Annotated in this window: 18 protein-coding genes and 1 riboswitch; of the genes, 9 read left to right on the top strand and 9 right to left on the bottom strand. The window is 67.2% G+C overall.

The annotated features are described in order from the left end of the window. Nucleotides 1-68: 68 nt before the first annotated feature. From metK to BMZ02_RS11790, 4 genes are all read left to right on the top strand, one after another. Nucleotides 69-1,229, top strand: a complete 1,161-nt coding sequence (gene metK, locus BMZ02_RS11805) for a methionine adenosyltransferase (RefSeq protein ID WP_091643945.1) — start codon at nt 69-71, stop codon at nt 1,227-1,229. Between the two features lie 121 nt (nt 1,230-1,350). Then, a riboswitch (S-adenosyl-L-homocysteine riboswitch) is annotated at nt 1,351-1,431 on the top strand. A 15-nt stretch (nt 1,432-1,446) separates the two neighbouring features. Then, complete coding sequence (gene ahcY, locus BMZ02_RS11800) at nt 1,447-2,853, top strand: adenosylhomocysteinase (RefSeq protein WP_091643943.1); 1,407 nt, start codon at nt 1,447-1,449, stop codon at nt 2,851-2,853. Nucleotides 2,854-2,972: 119 nt separating this feature from the next. Beyond that, nucleotides 2,973-3,860, top strand: a complete 888-nt coding sequence (gene metF, locus BMZ02_RS11795; protein WP_091643940.1) for a methylenetetrahydrofolate reductase [NAD(P)H] — start codon at nt 2,973-2,975, stop codon at nt 3,858-3,860. A 103-nt stretch (nt 3,861-3,963) separates the two neighbouring features. Then, nucleotides 3,964-5,313 carry an adenosylmethionine--8-amino-7-oxononanoate transaminase gene (locus tag BMZ02_RS11790; RefSeq protein ID WP_091643937.1) on the top strand — a complete coding sequence of 450 codons (1,350 nt, stop codon included), beginning with the start codon at nt 3,964-3,966 and terminating at the stop codon, nt 5,311-5,313. Nucleotides 5,314-5,318: 5 nt separating this feature from the next. On the opposite strand, the gene BMZ02_RS11785 is transcribed toward BMZ02_RS11790, so the two are convergent. The 9 genes from BMZ02_RS11785 to BMZ02_RS11745 all read right to left on the bottom strand — a co-directional run bounded on the left by BMZ02_RS11785 (nt 5,319) and on the right by BMZ02_RS11745 (nt 17,767). Next, a complete protein-coding gene (locus BMZ02_RS11785; RefSeq protein ID WP_091643935.1) occupies nt 5,319-6,050 on the bottom strand; it encodes a 16S rRNA (uracil(1498)-N(3))-methyltransferase in 732 nt (243 codons plus the stop codon). 1 nt (nt 6,051) lies between these two features. Continuing rightward, a complete protein-coding gene (locus tag BMZ02_RS11780; protein WP_091643932.1) occupies nt 6,052-6,522 on the bottom strand; it encodes a chemotaxis protein CheW in 471 nt (156 codons plus the stop codon). A gap of 49 nt (nt 6,523-6,571) precedes the next feature. Continuing rightward, nucleotides 6,572-7,540 carry a chemotaxis protein CheB gene (locus BMZ02_RS11775; protein WP_091643929.1) on the bottom strand — a complete coding sequence of 323 codons (969 nt, stop codon included), beginning with the start codon at nt 7,538-7,540 and terminating at the stop codon, nt 6,572-6,574. Continuing rightward, the gene (locus BMZ02_RS11770) at nt 7,527-13,262 is read right to left on the bottom strand and encodes a hybrid sensor histidine kinase/response regulator (protein WP_091643926.1); all 5,736 of its coding nucleotides are present in this window, start codon (nt 13,260-13,262) and stop codon (nt 7,527-7,529) included. Before BMZ02_RS11770 ends, BMZ02_RS11775 begins: the two co-directional genes overlap by 14 nt. 16 nt (nt 13,263-13,278) lie before the next feature. Beyond that, nucleotides 13,279-14,163, bottom strand: coding sequence for a CheR family methyltransferase (locus tag BMZ02_RS11765; protein ID WP_091643923.1), 885 nt, complete (start codon nt 14,161-14,163; stop codon nt 13,279-13,281). 11 nt (nt 14,164-14,174) lie between these two features. Continuing rightward, nucleotides 14,175-16,238, bottom strand: coding sequence for a methyl-accepting chemotaxis protein (locus BMZ02_RS11760; RefSeq protein WP_245754018.1), 2,064 nt, complete (start codon nt 16,236-16,238; stop codon nt 14,175-14,177). A gap of 143 nt (nt 16,239-16,381) precedes the next feature. Next, complete coding sequence (locus BMZ02_RS11755; protein ID WP_091643921.1) at nt 16,382-16,915, bottom strand: chemotaxis protein CheW; 534 nt, start codon at nt 16,913-16,915, stop codon at nt 16,382-16,384. Nucleotides 16,916-16,927: 12 nt separating this feature from the next. Beyond that, on the bottom strand, nt 16,928-17,293 hold the full coding sequence (locus BMZ02_RS11750) for a response regulator (RefSeq protein ID WP_091643917.1): 366 nt from the start codon (nt 17,291-17,293) through the stop codon (nt 16,928-16,930). A 114-nt stretch (nt 17,294-17,407) separates the two neighbouring features. Next, a complete protein-coding gene (locus BMZ02_RS11745) occupies nt 17,408-17,767 on the bottom strand; it encodes a response regulator (protein ID WP_091644100.1) in 360 nt (119 codons plus the stop codon). Between the two features lie 305 nt (nt 17,768-18,072). Between BMZ02_RS11745 and gshB the strand changes: the two genes are divergently transcribed. Genes gshB through BMZ02_RS11720 form a run of 5 tightly spaced genes read left to right on the top strand, consistent with a single transcriptional unit; the run spans nt 18,073 to nt 21,867 of the window. Next, nucleotides 18,073-19,017 carry a glutathione synthase gene (gene gshB / locus BMZ02_RS11740; RefSeq protein ID WP_091643914.1) on the top strand — a complete coding sequence of 315 codons (945 nt, stop codon included), beginning with the start codon at nt 18,073-18,075 and terminating at the stop codon, nt 19,015-19,017. Next, nucleotides 19,014-20,081 carry an FAD:protein FMN transferase gene (locus BMZ02_RS11735; protein WP_091643911.1) on the top strand — a complete coding sequence of 356 codons (1,068 nt, stop codon included), beginning with the start codon at nt 19,014-19,016 and terminating at the stop codon, nt 20,079-20,081. The genes gshB and BMZ02_RS11735 overlap by 4 nt, the downstream gene beginning before the upstream one ends. Beyond that, entirely contained in the window at nt 20,078-20,440 is a 363-nt protein-coding gene (locus BMZ02_RS11730; RefSeq protein WP_091643908.1) for a NusG domain II-containing protein, read from the top strand. The genes BMZ02_RS11735 and BMZ02_RS11730 overlap by 4 nt, the downstream gene beginning before the upstream one ends. Nucleotides 20,441-20,480: 40 nt before the next feature. Continuing rightward, nucleotides 20,481-21,017, top strand: coding sequence for a Gx transporter family protein (locus tag BMZ02_RS11725; protein ID WP_091643906.1), 537 nt, complete (start codon nt 20,481-20,483; stop codon nt 21,015-21,017). Beyond that, nucleotides 21,010-21,867 carry an energy transducer TonB gene (locus BMZ02_RS11720; RefSeq protein ID WP_091643904.1) on the top strand — a complete coding sequence of 286 codons (858 nt, stop codon included), beginning with the start codon at nt 21,010-21,012 and terminating at the stop codon, nt 21,865-21,867. The genes BMZ02_RS11725 and BMZ02_RS11720 overlap by 8 nt, the downstream gene beginning before the upstream one ends. The last annotated feature ends 27 nt before the right edge of the window (nt 21,868-21,894 follow it).

The following is a 21,894-nucleotide window of genomic DNA, read 5'->3' as shown; positions in this document are numbered from 1 at the left end:
CGTGCGCCGCCATCACGGCGGCGCGCGTCGACTGTTGACTACGGAATACTCAATAGAGAGGAGCAACAATGAGCAAGTCTTACATGTTTACCTCGGAATCCGTCTCCGCCGGCCATCCGGACAAGATGGCGGACCAGATCTCCGACGCCGTGCTGGACGCCATTCTGGAGCAGGATCCCAAGGCCAAGGTGGCCTGCGAGACGGTCACCACCACGGGCATGATCATGCTCGCCGGCGAGCTGAAGACCACGGCCAACGTGCCTTTCGAGGACATCGCCCGCGCCACCACCAAGCGCATCGGCTACACCTCCTCCGACATGGGCTTCGACGCCGACACCTGCGCGTTCATCAACGCCCTGGGCAAGCAGTCCCCGGACATCAACCAGGGCGTTGAGCGCAAGCTCCCCGAGGAGCAGGGCGCCGGCGACCAGGGCATCATGTTCGGCTACGCCTGCGACGAGACCGACGTCTACATGCCGGCGGCCATCAACTACGCCCACCGCCTGGTGGAGCAGCAGGCCACCCTGCTGGCCAACGGCAAGCTGCCGTGGCTGCGTCCGGACGCCAAGAGCCAGGTCACCCTGCGCTACGAGGACGACGTGGCCGTGGGTGTGGACGCCGTGGTGCTGTCCACCCAGCACTCCGACGACGTCAGCGACAACGAGATCCACGAAGCGGTGATGGAAGAGATCATCAAGCCGGTGCTGCCGGCCAAGTGGATCGACAACAACACCAAGTTCCACATCAACCCGACCGGCCGGTTCGTCATCGGCGGCCCCATGGGTGACTGTGGCCTGACCGGGCGCAAGATCATCGTCGACACCTACGGCGGCATGGCCCGCCACGGCGGCGGCGCCTTCTCCGGCAAGGACCCGTCCAAGGTGGACCGCTCCGCTGCCTACGCCGCGCGCTACGTCGCCAAGAACGTGGTCGCCGCCGGCCTGGCCAGCAAGTGCGAGGTGCAGCTCTCCTACGCCATCGGCGTGGCCGAGCCCACCTCCGTGATGGTCGAGACCTTCGGCACGGCCAAGATCGACGAAGCGAAGATCGAGAAGATCGTGCGTGACCAGTTCGACCTGCGTCCGTTCGGCATCGTCAACACGCTGGACCTGCTGCGCCCGATCTACTCCAAGACCGCGTCCTACGGTCACTTCGGTCGCGAAGACGAGGAGTTCACCTGGGAGCGGACCGACAAGGCCGCCGCCCTGAAGGACGCTGCCGGCCTCTGAGCCGTTGTGGCACACTTGCCGGGGACCAACCATCCCCGGCGAGCGTAACGCAATCAGTATCTGCGCAGTGCCCGCGGGCATTGCGCGAGGGTTGCCAACCGCGCGTACCGCGGCTGGCCGTCCGGTTGAGGAGCGCTGCAACAGGCCACAAGCCTGCCAGGCTCAGCCGGATGCCTACTCATACAAACTGCGCTGAAGAGAATCGGAGTCAGCAACAATGAATGCTGTCGTAGATAGCCAGAACGATTACATCGTCAGTGATATCGGCCTTGCCGACTGGGGTCGCAAGGAGATCGAGATCGCCGAGACGGAAATGCCGGGCCTGATGTCCGTGCGTGAGGAGTACCGTGCCAAGCAGCCCCTGAAGGGCATGCGCATCGCCGGCTCCCTGCACATGACCATCCAGACCGCCGTGCTGATCGAGGCACTGGTGGAGCTGGGCGCCGAAGTGCGCTGGGCCTCCTGCAACATCTACTCCACCCAGGATCACGCTGCTGCGGCCATCGCCAAGAGCGGCGTGCCGGTGTTCGCCTACAAGGGCGAGACCCTGGACGAATACTGGGAGTACATCCACCGCATCTTCGATTTCGACGGCGGTGCCAACACCATCCTGGATGACGGCGGCGACGCCACCACCCTGCTGACCGTCGGCTCCAAGGCGGAGAAGGACCCCTCCTTCCTGGACCACCCCGGTGCCGAGGAAGAGAAGGCCCTGTTCAACAGCATCAAGGCGCGCCTGGAGACCAACCACGGCTGGTACACCAAGCAGCTGGAGCAGATCCGCGGCGTGTCCGAGGAAACCACCACCGGCGTGGCCTCCCTGCTGAAGATGGAAAAGGCGGGCGAGCTGCCCTTCCCGGCCATCAACGTCAACGACTCGGTGACCAAGTCCAAGTTCGACAACCTCTACGGCTGTCGCGAGTCCCTGGTGGACGGCCTGAAGCGTGCGACCGACGTCATGATCGCCGGCAAGATCGCCGTGGTCTGCGGTTTCGGCGACGTGGGCAAGGGCTCGGCCCAGAGCCTGAAGGCCATGGGCGCCACCGTGTGGATCACCGAGATCGACCCCATCTGCGCCCTGCAGGCCATGATGGAAGGCTACCAGGTGGTCACCATGGACGATGCCGCCGACAAGGCGGACATCTTCGTCACCGCCACCGGCAACTACCAGGTCATCACCCATGACCACATGGTGCGCATGAAGCACAACTCCATCGTGTGCAACATCGGCCACTTCGACAACGAGATCGACGTGGCCAGCCTGCGCAAGTACGAGTGGGACAACATCAAGCCGCAGGTTGATCACATCACCCTGCCCAGCGGCAACAAGATCCTGCTGCTGGCCGAGGGCCGTCTGATCAACCTGGGTTGCGCCACCGGCCACCCGAGCTTCGTGATGTCCAACTCCTTCACCAACCAGGTGCTCGCACAGATCGAGATCGCCCAGAATCTCGAGAAGTACGAGAAGAAGGTCTACGTTCTGCCGAAGCACCTGGACGAGAAGGTGGCGGAGCTGCACCTGAAGAAGCTGGGCGCCAAGCTGACCCAGCTGACCAAGGAACAGGCCGACTACCTTGGTCTGGACGTGAATGGCCCGTTCAAGCCGGATACCTACCGGTACTGAGCGGCCGCCTTTCGGTCCCTCGGCCCGCCCGACCGCCGTCCGCGGCGATCGGGCGGCCCGCATCGCCGGGCCGGCAACCGGCCGGTCCGGCGATGGTTCCCGCAATACGGGGGTGACAGATGGAATCCCAGAAGAAACACTCACCGGTTTTCAGTTTCGAGTTCTTCCCGCCCAAGAACGAGGACGGGGAAGAGCGGCTGCGCAAGACCCGCGAGCGCCTGCAGGCGCTGGGGCCGCGCCTGTTCTCGGTGACCTTCGGCGCGGGTGGATCCACGCGCGAGCGCACGTTCGAGACGGTAGTGGACATCCAGAAGCGCTCCGGCATCGACGTGGCGCCGCACCTGTCCTGCATCGACGCGACGCCGGACAGCATCCGCGAGCTGCTGAGCCGCTACCGCGAGAACGGTATCCGCAACATTGTTGCCCTGCGCGGCGACATGCCCTCGGGTACCGGCGGCGGCCCGGGTCATTTCAAGTACGCCAACGAGCTGGTGGAGTTCATCCGCCAGGAGCACGGCGACCACTTCCACATCGAGGTGGGCTGCTACCCGGAAATCCACCCTGAGGCGAAGGATGCCTTCTCCGATCTGGAGAACTTCAAGCGCAAGGTGGATGCCGGCGCGGACAGCGCCATGACCCAGTACTTCTTCGCACCGGAGGGCTATTACCGGTTCGTTGAGAGCTGCGAGAAGATGGGGATCGACATCCCGCTGGTTCCGGGCATCATGCCCATCGTCAACTTCCAGCAGCTTGCGCGCTTCTCCGACATGTGCGGTGCGGACATTCCGCGCTGGTTGCGCAAGCGCCTGGAAGCGTACGACGCCAAGGGCGACAAGGAATCCATGCAGGCCTTCGGCATCGACGTGGTCACGGCGATGTGCGCCGACCTGCTGGATGCCGGCGCGCCGGGGCTGCACTTCTACACGCTGAACCAGGCCAAGGCGTCCGAGACCATCTGGAACAACCTTGGGCTGACCCAGAAGCAGAAGGCCGCCGCCGCGGATTGATCCGCCTCCACGGTGACGGTAAGGTCGAACGCCTCTTCGGGCTGTAAACCCGAGGAGGCGTTTTTCGTTTACGGCCATTGAACCCGCAGCGTGGAGCAGCACCATGAGCAACCGCGACGTCATCGCGCGCGACCTGAACGCCGTCTGGCACCCCTGCACCCAGATGAAGGACCACGAATGGCTGCCCCTGGTCCCCATCAGGCGGGGCGAGGGCGTCTGGCTCCACGATTTCGACGGCAACCGCTACATCGACGCCATCAGCTCCTGGTGGGTGAACCTGTTCGGGCACGCCAACCCGCGCATCAATGCCGCGCTGAAAGACCAGATCGACAGCCTTGAGCACGTCATCCTCGCGGGCTTCTCCCACGAGCCGGTGGTGGAGCTGTCGGAACGCCTGGTGGAGATCACGCCCGCCCCCCTGAGCCGCTGCTTCTATACCGACAACGGCTCCAGCGCCGTCGAGGTGGCGCTGAAGATGAGCTACCACTACTGGAAGAACTGCGGCAATCCGAACAAGACCAAGTTCATCACACTCACCCAGAGTTACCACGGCGAGACGCTCGGCACCCTGGGCGTGGGCGATGTGGCGCTCTACAAGGAGACCTACAAACCGCTGCTGATGGAGGCGGTCACCGTGCCCTCTCCCGACTGCTTCCACCGGGACCCGGACACAAGCTGGGAACAGCACAGCCGGCGCATGTTCGCCCACATGGAGGCGGCACTGGAGGCGCATGCCCACGAAACGGCGGCGGTGATCGTCGAACCCCTGCTCCAGTGCGCCACCGGCATGCGCATGTACGACCCGGTCTACCTGGAGCTGCTGCGCGAGGCCTGCGACCGGCACGGGATCCATCTGATCGCCGACGAGATCGCCACCGGGTTCGGCCGCACGGGGACGCTGTTCGCCTGCGAGCAGGCCGGCATCGTCCCGGACTTCCTGCTGCTCTCCAAGGGGCTGACCGCCGGCTATCTGCCCCTGGCTGTGGTAATGACCAGCGACCACGTCTACGAGGCGTTCTACGACGATTTCGCGACGCTGCGGGCGTTCATGCACTCCCACAGCTACACGGGCAACCCCATTGCCTGCCGTGCGGCGCTGGCGACCCTGGACATCTTCCGGGACGACGACGTCATCACCCGCAACCGGGCGCTGTCAGCCCACATGCGCCGGGCGGTCGCCCATCTGGAAGACCATCCGCACGTGGGGGAGATCCGCCAGCACGGCATGGTGCTGGCCATGGAGATGGTACGCGACAAGTCAGCACGGGACCCGTTCCCGTGGCAGGAACGCCGCGGCATCCGCGTCTACCAGCACGCTCTGACCCGCGAGGCGCTGCTCCGCCCGCTGGGCAACGTGGTGTATTTCATGCCGCCGTATGTCATCACCGAGGAGCAGATCGACCACCTGGCCACGGTGGCCACCGAGGGCATCGATATCGCCACCCGCGACTGAGGCCCTCAGGCCAGATCACCCCAGAGCGCCTGCAGGGCGGCCAGCATTGCCACGCCCGCCGTCTCGGTCCGCAGAACGCGCGGCCCGAGACGCACCGGCGCAAACCCCTGCCCGCGGGCGGCGGTCAGCTCCTGTTCGTTCAAGCCCCCTTCAGGCCCCACGAGCAGGCTGCAGCCTTCGCTGCCCGGGGCAGTAAGCTCACCGAGGCGCTGACCGTTGTCCGGATGCAGCACCAGCCGCATACCGCCGGGCAGGGTCTCCCAGCAATCCATGAGCCGCTGCACGGGTTCCAGTCGCGGCAGAACGCTGCGGCCGCACTGTTCGCAGGCGCTCACCATGACCCCGTGCCAGTGCGCGTCCTTCTTGCGCAGCCGGTCCGTATCGGTGTTGGCAACGCTGCGGGCGGTGAGGACCGGCACGATCTGCGTGACCCCCAGCTCCACCGCCTTCTGGATCGCCCAGTCCATGCGGTCGCCCTTGCTCACCCCCTGGATCAGGACGGTCGGCAGCGGCGACTCGGCCGGCTCATCCCGGCGCGCACCGAGCAGCACCGTGGCCCGGCGCCGTTCCATGGTGCACAGCTCGGCGTCGTGGCTGACCCCGTGGCCGTCAAAGACCACCAGCGGATGCCCGCTGCGCACGCGCAGCACTCTCAGGTGGTTGGCGGCCGCCCCTTCGAGGAGAAGCTCCCGGCCCTCTTCCAGCGTCTCGGCGACGTGAATTCTGGGCACGCGCATGTCAGTCGCCGAGCAACCGGTGGGTCTGGGTCTCCAGGTAGTCCATGTCGGGAATCAGCGCAGGCTCGCCATGGGCAAGCACCGCTTCCCGCACCGCCGGACCGAGGGCGTCCGGTTCATCCAGAGGCTCGATGCCGTCCCGCTCGACGTTGATCAGCCGCGGAATACCCCGTGTCCGCAGGGCGATGTAGGGCATGCCGGACCGCGAACCGAGCGCCTTGAGCACAACCGTTCGCGCCCGCGTCCCCGGGGCACCTAGCGTCTGGCCGTTCAGCGCCTCGAAGGCAACGCAGGGCACCTGCTGTCCGCGCCAGGCCACGGTGCCGAGCAGCCATTCCGGCGCCCCGTCCAGGGCCGGCGGCTGCGGAGTGGTGTACCCCACGACCTCCGCCACGACCGTGCCGGGCAGCAGCAGGTAGGCATCGTCCAGGGGCAGCAACAGACTGCGGATCGCGCCATCGGATTCGGGCATGAACACATCCTTTTCGTTTCGGCGCGGGCACTGCGCTCCGCGCCCCCGGTCATACGGCGTTGGGCGGCGCGTCCTCGGAGCGCAGATACTGCACCAGGGCGCCGGCCAGTTCCTCGGGGTTGCCGCGCCGGGTCACCACGCCCGTGGCCGCCGCACAGTCGGGCATGTTGCTGATCGCGCAACTGCCCGCATCCTGGGCCCAGACCTCGCCGCCCGATGCGGCGATGGCGCGCACACCGGCGGCGCCGTCATCGCCCATGCCACTGAAAATGATCGCCCCCGAGCGTGGCCCGTAGGTCCGGGCCACGGCCGTCAGGACGGCATCGATATTGGGGCTGTAACTGTGGTCGGCGCCCACCTCCGGCACCAGTCTGGCCTCGTCGGCGTCTGTCAGGTGCAGGACGTGGTCAACGGGCATGACGTACACACGGCCCGGCCGCAGCACGATGCCGTTGGCCAGGGACTCGACGCGGAACGGGGTGGAGCGATTGAGCTGCGCCGCCAGCAGGTCGACGAAGCCGTCACCGATATGCTGGACAAGGATGAACACGGCCTCCGGCACGTGGGTGACCGTCTCGAGAAACCGTTTCACGGCCTCAGGCCCACCGAACGAGGAACCGAGAACCCAAACCGGCGGCCCCGCGGGCGCGGCCTCACCATCCGACACGGCCCCGGCCATGGCCCTGAGCTTGCCGGCGAGCCGCCGCATCCAGACCGCCTGATGCTGCTCGGGAGCGTCTTCATTGAACAGCACCGGAGGCAGGTCGTCCCGCTCCATGAGCTGGTCCAGGGCGTCGAGGTCCGCATCACTGGCGCCGTTCAGATCCACCAGGAGAACCTGCACATCCCCCTGCAACGGCTCCGTGGCCACGCTGACCAGGTCGCTCTGGGCCATCACCGCCAGCCCGTGCTGAACCAGGCCCTCGCACAGCGTCGCGCGGGCGGAACTGGCGGTGCCGATCAGCCCGACCTGAACCGGAGCACGCCCCGGCTGTGATGAAGTGTCAGTCGCCGCCATGGTCCTGCGTCAGTACCTCGCCCAGATTCCCCAGCAACTCGGATTCCTGGTAGGGCTTGCCCAGATAACGATCCACGCCGATCTCCAGGGCGCGTTGCCGGTGCTTGTCGCCCGTGCGCGATGTCACCATGACGATGGGCACCCCGCTCAGGCGCGCGTCGTTGCGCATGTGGGTCGCAAGCTCGTAGCCGTCCATGCGCGGCATCTCGATGTCCAGCACCATGGCGTCGGGCACGACGTCCTGGAGCTTGGACACGGCATCGACACCGTCACTGGCGGTCACCACCTGCATACGGTGACGCTCGAGCAGGCGGGCCGCAACCTTGCGCATGGTAATGGAATCGTCCACAACCATCACCAGCGGTTCGGCGTCGGCGGGCGTCTCCACGGCGGTATCGGCGTCAGCCGGTTCGGCCTCCGCCTGCTCCGCCTCCGGCGCCGTGCCCTGGCGCATCAGGGCCCCCATCTCGAGAATGAGCACGACACGGCCGTCCGCCAGAATGGTGGCACCGTGAATACCGGGGACGGTGCTGATCTGTGGCCCCACGGACTTCACCACGATCTCCCGTGAGCCGATCAGGCCGTCCACCTGCATGGCCAGGCGGTGATCGCCGCTCTGCAGCAGTACCACGGGAATGCGGCCGGGGTGGCCGGCGAGGTTGGGCTCACCGTCGCCCAGCAGATGGGCCAGGGCGGTCACCTGGTAGTCCTGCCCCGCGTAGTGATAGACGGCATCACCGCCCTGGGCCAGGTAGGTCTCCATCTGGTCCCGGGTGACGCGGACAACACCGTCGATGCTGGTCAGGGGAATGGCGTAGACCTGCTCTCCGGCCGTACACAGCAGCGCCTGATTCATGGCCAGAGTGAAGGGCAGACGCACGGTGAAGCGTGTGCCCGCGCCCGGCTCGGAGTCGATGTCCAGGGCACCGCCGAGCTGCTTGATCTCCGCGTTGACCACGTCCATGCCGACACCGCGCCCGGCAACCTGCGTCACCTCGGCCGCGGTGCTGAAGCCCTGCTCCATGACGAACCGCATGGTTTCCCGATCCGTCAGCTCCGCTTCGTCGTGCAGCAGGCCGCGCTCCAGCGCCTTGCGACGGATGGCGTCCAGGTCCATGCCCGAGCCATCGTCAGCGACCCGGAGCACCACGTCGGCGCCCTCGCGATCCAGGCTGAGCGTGATCTGACCCACTTCGGACTTGCCCGCGGCCAGTCGCCGCTCCGGCGTTTCAATGCCGTGGGCGACGGCGTTGCGCAACATGTGCTCCAGCGGAGCCACCACGCGATCCAGCACGGTACGGTCCATCTCGCCCTGGGCGCCCTGGACCCGGATCTGCGCCTTGCGGCCGAGTTCGGCCGCGGTCTGACGCACGATCCGGCGCAACCTCGGCACCAGGCTGGAGAACGGCACCATGCGGGTTCGCATGAGCCCGTCCTGCAGCTCGGTATTGACCCGCGACTGCTGCAGCAGCAGGGTCTCGGACTCGCGTGCCAGATGGTCCAGCAGGGACTCGATGCTGGCCAGGTCGTTCACCGACTCGCCCAGGCTCCGCGAGAGCTCCTGCATGCGGGTATACCGATCCAGTTCCAGGGGGTCGAAGGCGTCGTCATCCGCCTTGCCCTCCTCCGCGGTGCGCGCCAGTGGCCCCCCGTCCTCGCGGTCGTACCGGTAGAGAATCTGTGCCTCGGTTTCCATGTCCAGGGTACGCAGCTGATCGCGCAGCCGGTGCACCGTCTGTCCCAGCTCGCCCAGGTTGTAGCGCACGGCGCCGATCTGCTGGTCGAGTCGCGCCCGGTAGATGCTGACCTCGCCGGCATGGCTGACCAGCTGGTCGAGCAGCTCCGCGCGCACGCGCACCTGATCACCCCCTGTGGCGGGAGTGTCCTCATCCCGCTGGACGGCCGGGGGTTCGACCCGGTCATGGGCGTCGTCGGTCGGCGCGGGCGGCTGCGGCTCTGCCGGTTCGCGCGCCTGCAGGGCCGCGATCTCGGTGAGCAGGTCGTCCGCGTCTTCCAGGGGCACGCCCCGTTCGGCTTGCTCGCGCAGACGGTAGAGGCGGTCATGGCTGCGTTCCAGCAGCTCGAACAAGGCATTATCCGCGGGCACGGCGCCATCCCGGACCTGCACCAGCAGTGTCTCCATGGCGTGGCTCAGGTTGGCGACAGGCCGGTAGCCCGCCATCCGGGCACCACCCTTGAGGGTGTGCAGCGCCCGTTCCAGATCCCGCAGCCGCTCCATGTCGTCCGGCGCATCCATCCAGGCCTGCTGGGACGCCTCGATGGTCTGCAGAATCTCGGCAGCCTCTTCCAGGAAGACGTCGATGAGTTCGCGATCCGCGCCTTCCTCGGCGGCGATGGCATCGCTCTGCGCCACACCGGCACTGGCCTGCAATGCTTCGATGCGCGCGATCGCCTCCGCGGCGTCACCACTGTCACCGTGCGCACGGGCGGCAGCCACCATGCCGGCCAGACGGTCGCAGGCATGCCGTAAGACAGTGAAGAATTCGTCGTCCGCCGCGAGCTGGCCGTGCGCCAACCCGTTCACCAGGCTTTCCACGGCGTGGCACAGCGTCGCGATCCGGTCGAAACGGGCGAGGCGGGCACCACCCTTCAGGGTGTGAAGGGAGCGCTGCAGTTCGGCCAGGGAGCGCTCGTGCTCCGGGTCCTCTTCCCAGCGCGCCAGCGCCTCGTCCAGGAAGCCGAGTATGTCGTCGGCCTCTTCCAGGAACAGGTCGACCAGGTCCTGATCGACTTCGTCATCGTCGTAGTCCGCCGCAAAATCCGTCGCCGCGGCGGCTTCCGACGGCGCGGCGGGATCCGGCACCCCGGCATCGTCGTCCGGCTGGACGGGCACCACCGCCAGGGCGGCAAGCTCATCCCGCAGCGGCGCGGTGTCCGGGAGCGGCGCACTGCGGCCGAGCGCGACGACGAGTTCGTCCAGCAGCTCTGCGCCACGCTGCAACAAGTCGCAGTCGTGGTCATCAAGGGGGCGATTCTCGTCGTGACGCATGGCGGCGTGGAGCTCCATGTCACGCGCCAGTGTGGCCACGGAGCTGACGTCCGCCATGCGCGCGCTGCCGCTCAGGGTGTGCAGGGCGCGCAGGAGATCATCGGTGACCGTGCCGTCCCCGGTCTCCCGACACGCGGACAGGAAGCCGCGCACCACGTTCAGATGATCCGCTGTCTCGTTGCGGAAGATATCGTACAGCGCCGCATCCATCGCCGGCTCGGGCTCGGGCTCGGGCTCGGGCTCGGGCTCGGGCTCGGGCTCGGGCTCGGGCTCAGGCTCGGGCTCAGGCTCAGGCTCAGGCTCAGGCTCAGCTTCGGCTTCGGCTTCGGCTTCGGCTTCGGCTTCGGCTTCGGCTTCGGCTTCGGCTTCGGCTTCGGCTTCGGCAGTGTCGGGGCCGGCCGCGGCGTCCGCAACAGGAGGCGGTTCCGCCGCCCCGTCGGCCAGCGCCACGGCGCGACGCATGAGCTCCCGCACATCGTTCCGGGTGGGCTGCCCGCCCTGGAGTTCGTCGACCAACAGCGGTATGGACGCAATGGCGTCGTCGAGCACGGCGAAGACGTCCTCACCGGGTGCCACGAAGCCGTCGATCACACGGTTGAGCAGCCGTTCCACGGACCATGCCAGCTCACCCAGCAGCAGCGCCCCGGCCAGCCGGCCACTCCCCTTCAGGGTATGGAACATGCGGCGCACGGTGGTGAGCGGCTCGGTATCGTCGGGGTTCTGACGCCAGCGCGGGTACGCCTCGCGAATGGTCTCGAGGCACTCGTCCACTTCCTCGAGGAAGATCTCCAGGATCTCGTCGTCAAGTTCATCCGCAGCAACCGCAATATCAAAGTCGACGCCCCGGGGCGCTGATGCCGGCCGCGGAGGCTCGGCGGCGGCATCGACAGAAGCGGGGGATCCCACCTCCTCCGACCGGTCGTCGACGGCCTCCGGTGCGTCATCCGGTGCGTCGTCCGGAGCCGCGTCGGCATCGCCTTCGGTATCATCGCCCTGCGGCGCATCCGCGGCGATTCCGTAACCGAGTACGCGTACGCTGTTCTCGGCGACATCCAGGATGCTGTCCCGCCCGGACCGATTCTCCAGAACCGCTTCAAGGTAGTACTCGAGACTCGTGATGGCGTCTGCGAGCGCGTCGAGCCGCTCCTCGGACGGCAGCTGCCCCGCGGCAATGACCTCGTCACGGATGCAGCGCCCGGCGGCATCCAGCAGCCCGCCCGCGCGCTTCAGCCCCAGCATCTCAAGCGCACCCTGAAGACGGCGCAGCACCGGCTCCATGCTCTCGAGCGAGACCTCGCCGCGCTCTTCCATCAGCGAAACCAGGGCCTCCTTGATGACACCGATGTCGGCAACCGCCTCACGGATGGCGGTGTGGTAGACGGCGCGATACTCGATATCGAACAGGTCGTTGCCCTGCACGACACCGGCATCGTCGCCCTCACCGGGGTCATCGGTCTCGGTGCCGTCACCGGCGGCAGCCAGCCCATCCAGCGCGGACTCCACGTACAGCAGCGCCCGGGCGAACTCCATGAGTTCGGGCTCATCCGCGGGCTGGCCTTCGGCAAGCCGCCGTACGAACGGGAGCTGCTCGCGGACGGTCCGGCGCGCCCCGCCCAGGCCAAGCATTCCAAGGGTATCGGCCACCCGCTGCAGGGCTTCGTCCATGCCGGCGAGCCGCTGAGCGTCCTGCTGTTCACCGCGCACGTAGAGATCCAGGGCGTCCTTGACGCTGGTCACGTCCTCGCGCAGGGCATCGGCCACGCTCTTCAGGATGTCCGAACCGGGGCGGTAACCGCCGGTGTCGGCGTGTTTCCCCCGGCCCTGATCGTCAGGAAGCGAGTCGGCCAGTGCAAACCGGCGCTGGATCTGCTCCAGCCGCTCCGTACCTTCCCCCGACTGGCTCACGTAGTAGAGCAGGTTCTTCAGCAGCTCCCGGGGCGGATCGGCGGCCACGTCGCCTCCGGCGATCACCGCCTTGAGGTGGCGATCCACCTGGCCCAGGAGGCTCTTGACCGCTGGCGTTGCTTCAAGCCCCCCGTGACGCAGCCCGTCGACAACGCCGGCAGCGATCCACCACAGGCTGCCACTGGCCCCGTCGCCGGAGGCTGCGTCAAGGCGATCAAGGATGTCCTGCATCCGGTCCAGGCTCGGCTGGACCGCCTGACCACGGAGGTAGGCCAGCAAGGCGCGTTGATAGTCGTGGCGGTGCTCCCGTGCAAGCTCGCGAATGGACGCCTGCACCTGGGCATCGTCACCCGGCGACTGGTCATCGTCCTGCAGATCCGGGCTGAACACCATGTTCTCGGTGAGCAGGGATTCCCCGCGTGCTGCACGCAAATCGTTGAGTAACGGCAGCACCAGGATGCCACTGTCCCGCTCCCCCTGCTGGATTCGGTCGAGGTAGCCGGAGACGGAGAGGATTCCGCGCATGAGCGTCTCTTCCGCCTCGCCTGGCTCATCCGCTTCGGCATGAATGACGCCGTCCAGCACCTGCTCCATCTCTTCAACGAGCATGGACAGGCCGTAGAGCTCCAGCATCTGCAGTGTGCCGTACACCTGGTGCAGATAGGTGGCGCAGAAACGCAGCTGGGTCCTGTCGCCGGGATCCTGGGCGTAGTCTTCCAACGCCTGCGCCGCCTGCTGCAGCGTCTGCTCCAGTTCGTTGCGCACCCAGCCCAGGGTGCTCGCGTCGTTGTGGTGCTCGTTGCTCATTGTCCGCACCCGCGATTCACTGCGTGGGCCGCCGGAACGCCAGCACGTCACCCGCGTCCGTCACCCGTTCCAGCTGCTCGGGGTGCCCGCGCACCAGCTCCCCCGCACCGAGAATCAACAACCCGCCCGGGCGCAGATGCTGCGCCAGCCCATCCACAATGGCCTGACGTCTCGCCCAGTCGAAATAGATCAGCAGGTTCTGGCAGTAGATGATGTCCATGGGCAGGCGGCGCGCCTGATGCACGTTGAGCACGTTCATCTGGGCGAAACACACGCGCCGGCGCAGCCCTGCCTTGATGCGAAAGTGATTCTGGCCCGGCACGGGTTCGCAGAAGGCTGCCTGCGCCGTCTGCGGAATATCACGCAGGCGGCGCGCCGGATACACCCCCGACCGTCCGACGGACAGGGCCTGCAGACTGATGTCCGTGCCCGTCACGCCGAAGCGCGCTGTGCTGCCGTGGCGGGCGAGCCCGTCCGCGACGCTCATGGCAAGGGTGTAGACCTCTTCGCCAGTGGAGCACCCGACACTCCAGAGACTGAGCTCGTCCTGCCCGTGGTCGATGCGCTCCGGCAGCGCGGTGTCCGCTACATACTGAACTGCCGCGGGATCACGGAAGAAACGGGTCTCGTGCACCGTGAGCCGGTCCACCAGCGCCGCCCACTCCAGATTGCCGGCCACACCGGACTGCAGGTGACGGTAGTAGGCGTCGTAGTCCTGGAAACCCACCTCGCGCATGCGCAGCCCGACACTGGTAACGAGAAACGACTTGCGCTCCGGCGGCATGGTCATTCCGGTACGGCGCTCCAGCAGCGACGCCCAGCAGGCAAACTGCCGGTCGTCCATCTCCGGCAGGCCGCTCGCCTGCAGGAGATCGCCACGCTGTTGGTCCGCCGCCGCCATGCTCACCGCATTCAACCCCGGTTGTCAGGAAGCTTGAACCCGGCAACGGATTCGCGCAGCTCGTTGGCGAGGTCCGCGAGATTGCCGATGGATGTTGCGGTCTCGTTGGTCCCCGCCGAGGTCTGCGACGTGATCTCCTGGATGACGTTCATGGTGTCGGAGATGTTGGCCGCGGCCTGCGCCTGCTGCCCGGCTGCCTCGGAGATGTTCTGGATCAGACCTGCCAGTTGCTGGGAGGTGGTTTCGATCTCCCGCAGCGCCTCGCCGGCCTCCTCCGCCTGATGCGCACCGCTGACCACCCCGGAGGTGGACTGTTCCATGGAGATCACCGCCTCGTTGGTGTCCGTCTGGATGGTCTTCACCAGGGCTTCGATCTGCTTGGTGGCGTTACCGGAGCGCTCCGCCAGCCGCTGCACCTCGTCGGCGACCACGGCGAAGCCACGTCCGGCCTCACCCGCCATGGCGGCCTGGATGGAGGCGTTCAGCGCCAGGATGTTGGTCTGGTCGGCGATGTCGTTGATGAGCTCGACGATGTTGCCGATCTCCTGGGACGACTCGCCCAGGCGCTTGATCCGCTTGGACGTCTCCTGGATCTGCTCGCGGATGGAGTCCATGCCGTCGATGGTCCGGCGGACGGTTTCGCCGCCACGGGTCGCCAGCTCCACGGAGCGTTGCGCCACGTCGGCGGACTCCTCGGAGTTCTTCGATACCTGATCGATGGACACGGCCATCTCGTTGACCGCAGCCGATGCGGCCGTGATCTGATGGGCCTGGTGATCGGAGGCCTCTGCCAGATGCATGGCCGTGGCCTGGGTCTGCTGCGCTGCCGAGGAGACCTGCACCGACGTGTCGTTGATGGTGGTGACCAGGCTGCGCAGCGCCTCGATGGCGTCGTTGAAGGCGTCGCCGATGGCCCCGGTGAACGCCTCGTCCACCGACGCCTGCACCGTCAGGTCGCCTTCGGACAGCCCCTGGATCTCGTCCAGCAGGTCGAGAATGGCCTGCTGGTTCTTGCGCGACTGCTCGTCCGCTCGCTGCTTCTCTTCTTCCGACGCCGCAAGTTCCCGCCGCGCCTGAACGCGGGTCATGAAGCCACGGGCCACCAGCAGGGCCAGCGCCAGCCCGCCAAAGGCAAAGCCGTACCACTCCTGCAGCGGCCTTGCAGCGGGAAGATCACGGTAGACATCCAGCAGACCGTTACTGGCCGCGTCGATCTGGCGCGAATCGCTGAAGATCTCGGAGGCGGCATCCCGGACGAGGTAAAGGTCCGACGCCCCGGCGAGAATCTCGTCCACCTGCTGCTCCAGGGTGCCGAACCGCTCATCGACGTCCTGGAGCGATGCCAGCACCTGGTCGTCGGTCACGGCGGGCACCGGCAATTCACCATCCCCCAGCAGCGAATCCAGCACCAGCCGGAGATCGTCCTTGCTCTGGTCCAGGCGCTGGTCAGCCAGTTCGTTGCCAACACCACCACGCAGCATGTCGCCGGTGTGCCGACGGATGCGTTCGCTGTGCAGCATCAGCTGCCCGACGTAGTACCCCTGGGCCGACGGCGCACCCGCCTCGGAGAGGTCGGTGGCGGCATCCTCCGCCACCCGCTGCAGCTCGGGCACCGAGACGCGGAAGCGGTCGGCCAGCTCGTTGACCGTCACGACCATGTCCTGCCGGTCCATGATGGTTGCCACGTGGCCATCGATGCGCAGCCACGCCCGGCTGACCTGCTCCAGCTGCTCGCCGGCCTCTTCACTGACCTCCGCCGTGGGCGGCAGGCCGGTCTCGGGGTTGCCGTCCGTGAGCACGGCGTAGTGCTCGGCGAGCTCGTCGCGGGCATCCCGAAGCATGAAGAACGCGTCGGTCCGCCCGTTGGCGGCCTCGGACGCGTTCTTGGCAACGGTCTGCGACAGCACGCGAACGGCTTCCGCCCGCTCGATGTACTCCGCGTCGTAGCGCGCGTGATAGGCGGTGTAGGCGAAACTCACGACCATGAGAATGATCGCGATGATGACAAGCCCGCTGAGAACGGTCACGGCTTTGCCCATACGCTCCGCCGACGCGGTGTTCTGCGCACCTTTCATGTGTGCTGTCCCTCCAGTGAAATTCTGCCCCCGGGCCGGTGAACGGCCTCTGTCATCCGCCGCCGGCACTCCATGGCATCAGGCGTGTTGACCCGGTCACGCCCACCGTCACGGTACCGCCCGGCAAGCCCGACCCGACCCGGTCAGCTCGCCACCATCAGAAATTGCGGGTCATCCACGAGCGCACGCATGCTGAACAGCAGCCAGCGTTCGCCGTGGTGCGTCACACTGCCGGTGACGAACGGCGCGCAGGACCCGGGCACGTCCTCCGGGACGCCATCCAGCGCCTCCCGCGGAAAGTGCCGCAAGCCGAACACCTCGTCCACCAGCAGACCGGTATATGCGTTCTCGATCGGAATCACCAGCACCCGGCTGAGCCGGGTCAGGCTGGAGTTGTGCTCACCCATGAACCCGTTGAGATCCATGATCGGAAGCAGCGTGCCGCGCACGTTGGCCATGCCGCGAACCCAGGGGCGCGTGCGTGGCACCGGCGCCAGCTCCGGATACTTCAGCAGCTCGGCAACCTCCGCCATGGGGGAGGCAAACCGCTGCCCCCCGAGCCGGAAACCGACACCGACCCAGTCTTCGCTATGCTCTTCCTGCGCGGGCAGGTCAGCGGCGTGGTCGCGCCCGAGGCGCTCCAGGTCCGTGAGCAGTTCGAAGGCGGTACCGGTCATGGCGTCGACGCCTCACCCACCGAGGGCGGCCTGAACCTTTTCCAGCAGCTCCTGCTCCGTCACAGGCTTGCTGATGTAATCGCGGGCCCCCTGGCGCATTCCCCAGATCCGGTCCGTGTCCTGATCCTTGGTGCTGATGATCACGATGGGAATGGCCGACGTGGCCGGATCCTTGCTGAGCTTCCGGGTGGCCTGGAAGCCATTCACGCCCGGCATCACGATATCCATGAGAATGACGTCGGGGGCCGATTCGTGCGCCTGCCGGATGCCGTCCTCGCCGTTCTCGGCCACACTCACCTCGTAGTCATGCTTCTCGAGCATTTCCCGGAGGACATACGTCTCCGTTGGCGAGTCATCAACAATGAGTACCCGGGTCATTCGGACTGTCTCCCGTATCCGTGGTCATTTTTCTCTGGATCGCCGGCTGGACACGCGCCATGCCGAGGCCCGCGACGGACACCTCCGTAATCGCCCGAGCCGCACCCGAAACGGCTATGCGGCCTGAGTCAGGTGGCGCTTGATTGCCCCCAGCAATTCATCGCGCGTAAACGGCTTGGTGAGGTATTCCTGTGAACCGACGATCCGCCCCCGCGCACGGTCGAACAGGCCGTCCTTGCTGGACAACATGATGACCGGCGTATGCTTGAACATCTGATTGTGCTTGATGAGCGCACAGGTCTGGTAACCGTCGAGCCGCGGCATCATGATGTCCACGAAGATGATGCTGGGCTTGAGGTCGGCAATCTTGGCCAGGGCTTCGAAGCCGTCATTCGCGGTGATGACTTCGCAGCCTTCCTTCTTGAGCAGCGTCTCGGCCGTACGGCGGATGGTCTTGCTGTCGTCGATGACCATGACCTTCAGGCCCGAGAATCCGTTCTGACTGGTTTCCTTATCCACCAACTCCCCCGACTTTCGTGTTGTGTCCGGCACTGCAGTACAGCACCGAGCGGCTTCCGTTCCCTAGTCGTGTGGGTCTATGTAACATATGAGCCCGTTACGCGCTAGCAGGATGGAGACCGGCAAGTGGAGCGGACCGGCGTTCCGGATCGTGTTCGCCCACGCTAGCAGGCTCTCCGCTGCAGAACTGTGAACGCCGTCGCCACCCCGGATCGAGAACGTCAGTCCGGTCTTCCGACCACCGCACGGAGTCATGCACCATGACCATTCACCTCGGGGTCGTCATGGACCCGATCCAGCAGATCAAACCCTGGAAGGACACGTCCCTGGCCCTGCTGCTCGCCGCCCGTCGGCGCGGCTGGACGCTGCATTACTTCGAGCTGGGCGACCTCTTCCTCCGCGACGGCGAGGCGAGGGGTCGCGCCCGCCCCCTGGACGTGCGGGACGACAACGCCGACTGGTTCACCCTGGGTGCCCCCTCGGAAGTGCGGCTGGGGGATCTGGACGTCATTCTGATGCGCAAGGACCCGCCGGTGGACGCCCAGTTCACGTACGCCACCCATCTGCTGGAGCGCGCGCAGGCCGCAGGTGCCCGCGTGGTCAATCACCCGGCCGGGCTGCGGGACGCCAACGAGAAGCTCTTCACGGCCCATTTCGCCCAGTGCTGCGCGCCCACGCTGGTGGACTGCAGCCGCGACCGGATCCGGGCGTTCATCGCCGAACAGGGCAAGGCGGTCCTGAAGCCGCTGGACGGCATGGGCGGGCGCTCCATCTTCGTGGTGGAACACGGCGACCCGAACACCTCGGTAATCATCGACACCCTCACCGGTGACGGCCGGGAGTACATCATGGCGCAGCGCTATCTGCCCGAGATCCGGGACGGCGACAAGCGCATCCTCGTGATCGATGGCGAGCCGGTGGATGCGGCGCTGGCACGCATCCCCGCCGCTGGTGAAACTCGCGGCAACCTGGCCGCGGGCGGTCGCGGCGAGAGCGTGCCACTGACCGAGCGGGACCGCTGGATCTGCCAGCAGGTGGGACCGACACTGGTCGAGCGCGGTCTGCGCTTCGTCGGGCTGGACGTGATCGGTGACTATCTCACCGAGATCAACGTCACCAGCCCCACCTGCGTGCGCGAGCTGGACGCCATCAACGGCACCGACATCGGCGGCCAGTTGCTGGACCGCATCGCCGCCGACCTATGAATACCCGCCGGGCCACGCGCATAGCGGCCTCGCTGGCCACACTGGCCGCATTGCTGGCGGCCTGCGATCGGGAGCCGGACTTTCAGCACGAACGCCTGCTGGTCTTCGGCACCGTGGTTGAGGTCAGCCTCTACGGCTCCCCACAGGACACCGGCGACGCCCTGCTGGAGGAGATCGAGGACGCACTCGCCCGGCGTCACGCACAGTGGCACGCCTGGGAGGAGAGTGAGCTCACGCGCTTCAATGCCGAGCTGCAGGCACGTGGTGACGCCGCGGTACCGGACGCCCTCGCGCCCCTGCTGGAGACCGGCCTGTCCCTGGCGGAGCGCACCGGCTACCGCATGGACCCGGGCATCGGGGCGCTGATCGAGGACTGGGGCTTCCACGGCGAGGCCACCGAGCCCGACACCGCCCCACCGGCCCGGTCCACCATTGATGCCTGGCGGGACGACCCTCACAGCGCCGCGGATCTGCGCTACACCGACGGGCGCGTGGAGGTGGCCCGGCGCGATCTCCAGCTCGATTTCGGTGCCGTGGCCAAGGGCATTGCCCTGGCGGAGCTGCGGACCGTGCTCGAAGAGGCCAGGGCGGAGGAGGCGATCAGCGCCGGCATCATCAACGCCGGTGGCGATCTGATCACCGTCGGACGCCCCGGCAACCGGGACTGGGCCATCGGCGTACGCAGCCCCGGGGGCCAGGGTGTGCTGGGCACCCTGCGCGTTGACGGCGGGGACGCCGTCTTCACCTCCGGCAGCTATGAGCGTGGATTCCAGTACGACGACACCTGGTATCACCACGTTCTCGACCCGGACACCGGCGAACCGGCCGAGGGCCTGGAGTCGGTCACGGTCATCCACGACGACCCCGCCCTGGCGGATGCCGCGGCCACCGCGCTGCTGGTGGCCGGCCCCGAGGAGTGGCCGCAGGTCGCCGGGGACCTGGGCCTGCGGGACGTTCTTGCGGTCGCGGCGGACAACACCATCACCGCCACGGCCCCCATGGCGGAGCGCCTGGAACTGGAGGACGACAGCGGTGCGGCGCTGGAGGTCATTCAGGCGCCATGACCCGCGTCGATGGCGGGCTGCTGCTGGCTGCCGTGCTGTTCGTCGCCGGCCTGTACGCGCTGCTCTGGCAGCCCGGGGACACCGGCCGGACGGCCCGGGTCTCGGTTGACGGCGACGTGGTCACAACCCTGGATCTGCGCCGCGATGGCGAGCACACGGTAACCGGCCGCCTGGGCAAGACCCGGTTGCAGGTGGCCGACGGGCGTATCCGCGTGACCGAGTCCCCGGGCGCCCGGCAGCTGTGCGTCCGTGACGGCTGGCTGACCCGGGCAGGCGCAAGCACGGTCTGTCTGCCGAATCGGGTGGTGGTCGAGATTACCGGACGCGCCGATCACGGCCTGGACGGCGAAACATTCTGACGTCTGGCACGCCGGCCGTCAGCGAATCACAGGGAGTCCCGTGTACCGCCATATCACGCCAGACCGGGACGACCTGCGCATCGCCGCACTGGCTGCGCTGGCGGTGGCCATCCACGTGGCCGAGACGGTGGTCCCCAGCCCGATCCCCGGCATCCGCCCGGGGCTGGCCAACATCGTCGTCGTCACCGTGCTGGTGCTGTTCGGCTGGCGCGCCGCGGCCTGGGTCGCAATCCTGCGGGTATTCGCCGGGGGGCTGCTGGTGGGCACCTTCCTGTCGCCGACCTTCGTTCTCAGCCTCGCCGGCGCAGTCAGCGCCATTGCCGCGCTGGGCCTGGCACGCTGGCTGCCGGGAATCGGCCCGGTGGGTCTGAGTCTGCTGGCAAGCATGGCGCACATGTCGGGGCAGTTCCTGCTGGCCTGGCTGTGGCTGGTGCCACACCCGGCACTGCCTGCCCTGTTGCCGGTGCTGATGACGGCGGCGGTCGCCTTCGGCTGCCTCAATGGTATGATAGCGGCCAGTCTGCTGCGCCGACTCAACCGAGACACCCGCGACCCGCGAAGATCCATGCATGAGTAAGCCCCGCATCAGCCCCGGCGACCGCCTCGGCATGACGCTGTTCATGGCGGCGGCCCTGCATGGCGCCGTGCTACTGGGCGTCGGCTTCACCATGCCCGTCGGCGAGCGTGACACGCCACCTCTGATCGAGATCACGCTGGCCCAGTCACCCACGGACGAAACGCCGGACGACTACGATTTCCTGGCGCCCGACGACCAGGACGGCGGGGGGACTGCCGAGGAGGCCATGCGGCCGGCCGAACCAAGCTCGCTGCTGCCCGACCCGCGGGACATGAGCGATCTGGTCTCCGCCGCCCCCACGCAGCGCCCGGATCCGGCCGCCGACGACACCCGCACGATCACCACCGACGACGCGACGGCAGCGGTACCGGAGCCGGAGCAGAACGAGCCGCAACCGGACCACGCCCCCAACCGCGACCTGGTGGATGCCGACGAACAGGTTGCCCGGGACATCGCCGACACCTCCCGCAGCATCGACTGGAACGCACGCTACCCGTCGCAGCAGCGCATCAACGCGCGTACACGGGCGCACGACGCCGCGGCGTACATGCAGAGCTGGATCGAGCGCATCGAGCAGGTGGGCAACCTCAACTACCCGGACGAAGCGCGGCGACAGGGCCTGTCCGGGCGCATGATCGTGGAAGTAACCCTGGAGCCGGACGGCAGCGTGGCGGAGGTCCGGCTTCTTGAACGCTCGCCGCACCAGTTGCTGGACGAATCCGCCAAGCGCGTGGTCGAGCTCGCGGGCCCGTTCGACGCCATTCCCGAGGACGTGCTCGACGGCAAGGATCAGCTCGTGATCACCCGCACGTGGGAGTTCGTCAGTGACGGTGAGCTGGAGGCGAGGTGACTGTGCTTGAGAAGGCACCTCCGGGTG

This window comes from Aquisalimonas asiatica (assembly GCF_900110585.1).
Lineage (GTDB): Bacteria > Pseudomonadota > Gammaproteobacteria > Nitrococcales > Aquisalimonadaceae > Aquisalimonas > Aquisalimonas asiatica.
This window is presented reverse-complemented; position numbering and strand designations above follow the sequence as displayed.

Excerpts from the sequence above, each read along its gene's own strand:
- BMZ02_RS11775 (WP_091643929.1), bottom strand. The coding sequence starts at position 7,540 with ATGGCGGCGACTGACACTTCATCACAGCCGGGGCGTGCTCCGGTTCAG.
- BMZ02_RS11755 (WP_091643921.1), bottom strand. The coding sequence starts at position 16,915 with ATGACCGGTACCGCCTTCGAACTGCTCACGGACCTGGAGCGCCTCGGG.
- metF (WP_091643940.1), top strand. The coding sequence starts at position 2,973 with ATGGAATCCCAGAAGAAACACTCACCGGTTTTCAGTTTCGAGTTCTTC.
- metK (WP_091643945.1), top strand. The coding sequence starts at position 69 with ATGAGCAAGTCTTACATGTTTACCTCGGAATCCGTCTCCGCCGGCCAT.
- BMZ02_RS11735 (WP_091643911.1), top strand. The coding sequence starts at position 19,014 with ATGAATACCCGCCGGGCCACGCGCATAGCGGCCTCGCTGGCCACACTG.
- gshB (WP_091643914.1), top strand. The coding sequence starts at position 18,073 with ATGACCATTCACCTCGGGGTCGTCATGGACCCGATCCAGCAGATCAAA.
- BMZ02_RS11720 (WP_091643904.1), top strand. The coding sequence starts at position 21,010 with ATGAGTAAGCCCCGCATCAGCCCCGGCGACCGCCTCGGCATGACGCTG.
- BMZ02_RS11745 (WP_091644100.1), bottom strand. The coding sequence starts at position 17,767 with ATGGTCATCGACGACAGCAAGACCATCCGCCGTACGGCCGAGACGCTG.
- BMZ02_RS11765 (WP_091643923.1), bottom strand. The coding sequence starts at position 14,163 with ATGGCGGCGGCGGACCAACAGCGTGGCGATCTCCTGCAGGCGAGCGGC.
- BMZ02_RS11760 (WP_245754018.1), bottom strand. The coding sequence starts at position 16,238 with ATGAAAGGTGCGCAGAACACCGCGTCGGCGGAGCGTATGGGCAAAGCC.
- BMZ02_RS11730 (WP_091643908.1), top strand. The coding sequence starts at position 20,078 with ATGACCCGCGTCGATGGCGGGCTGCTGCTGGCTGCCGTGCTGTTCGTC.
- ahcY (WP_091643943.1), top strand. The coding sequence starts at position 1,447 with ATGAATGCTGTCGTAGATAGCCAGAACGATTACATCGTCAGTGATATC.
- BMZ02_RS11750 (WP_091643917.1), bottom strand. The coding sequence starts at position 17,293 with ATGACCCGGGTACTCATTGTTGATGACTCGCCAACGGAGACGTATGTC.
- BMZ02_RS11780 (WP_091643932.1), bottom strand. The coding sequence starts at position 6,522 with ATGCCCGAATCCGATGGCGCGATCCGCAGTCTGTTGCTGCCCCTGGAC.
- BMZ02_RS11785 (WP_091643935.1), bottom strand. The coding sequence starts at position 6,050 with ATGCGCGTGCCCAGAATTCACGTCGCCGAGACGCTGGAAGAGGGCCGG.
- BMZ02_RS11790 (WP_091643937.1), top strand. The coding sequence starts at position 3,964 with ATGAGCAACCGCGACGTCATCGCGCGCGACCTGAACGCCGTCTGGCAC.
- BMZ02_RS11770 (WP_091643926.1), bottom strand. The coding sequence starts at position 13,262 with ATGAGCAACGAGCACCACAACGACGCGAGCACCCTGGGCTGGGTGCGC.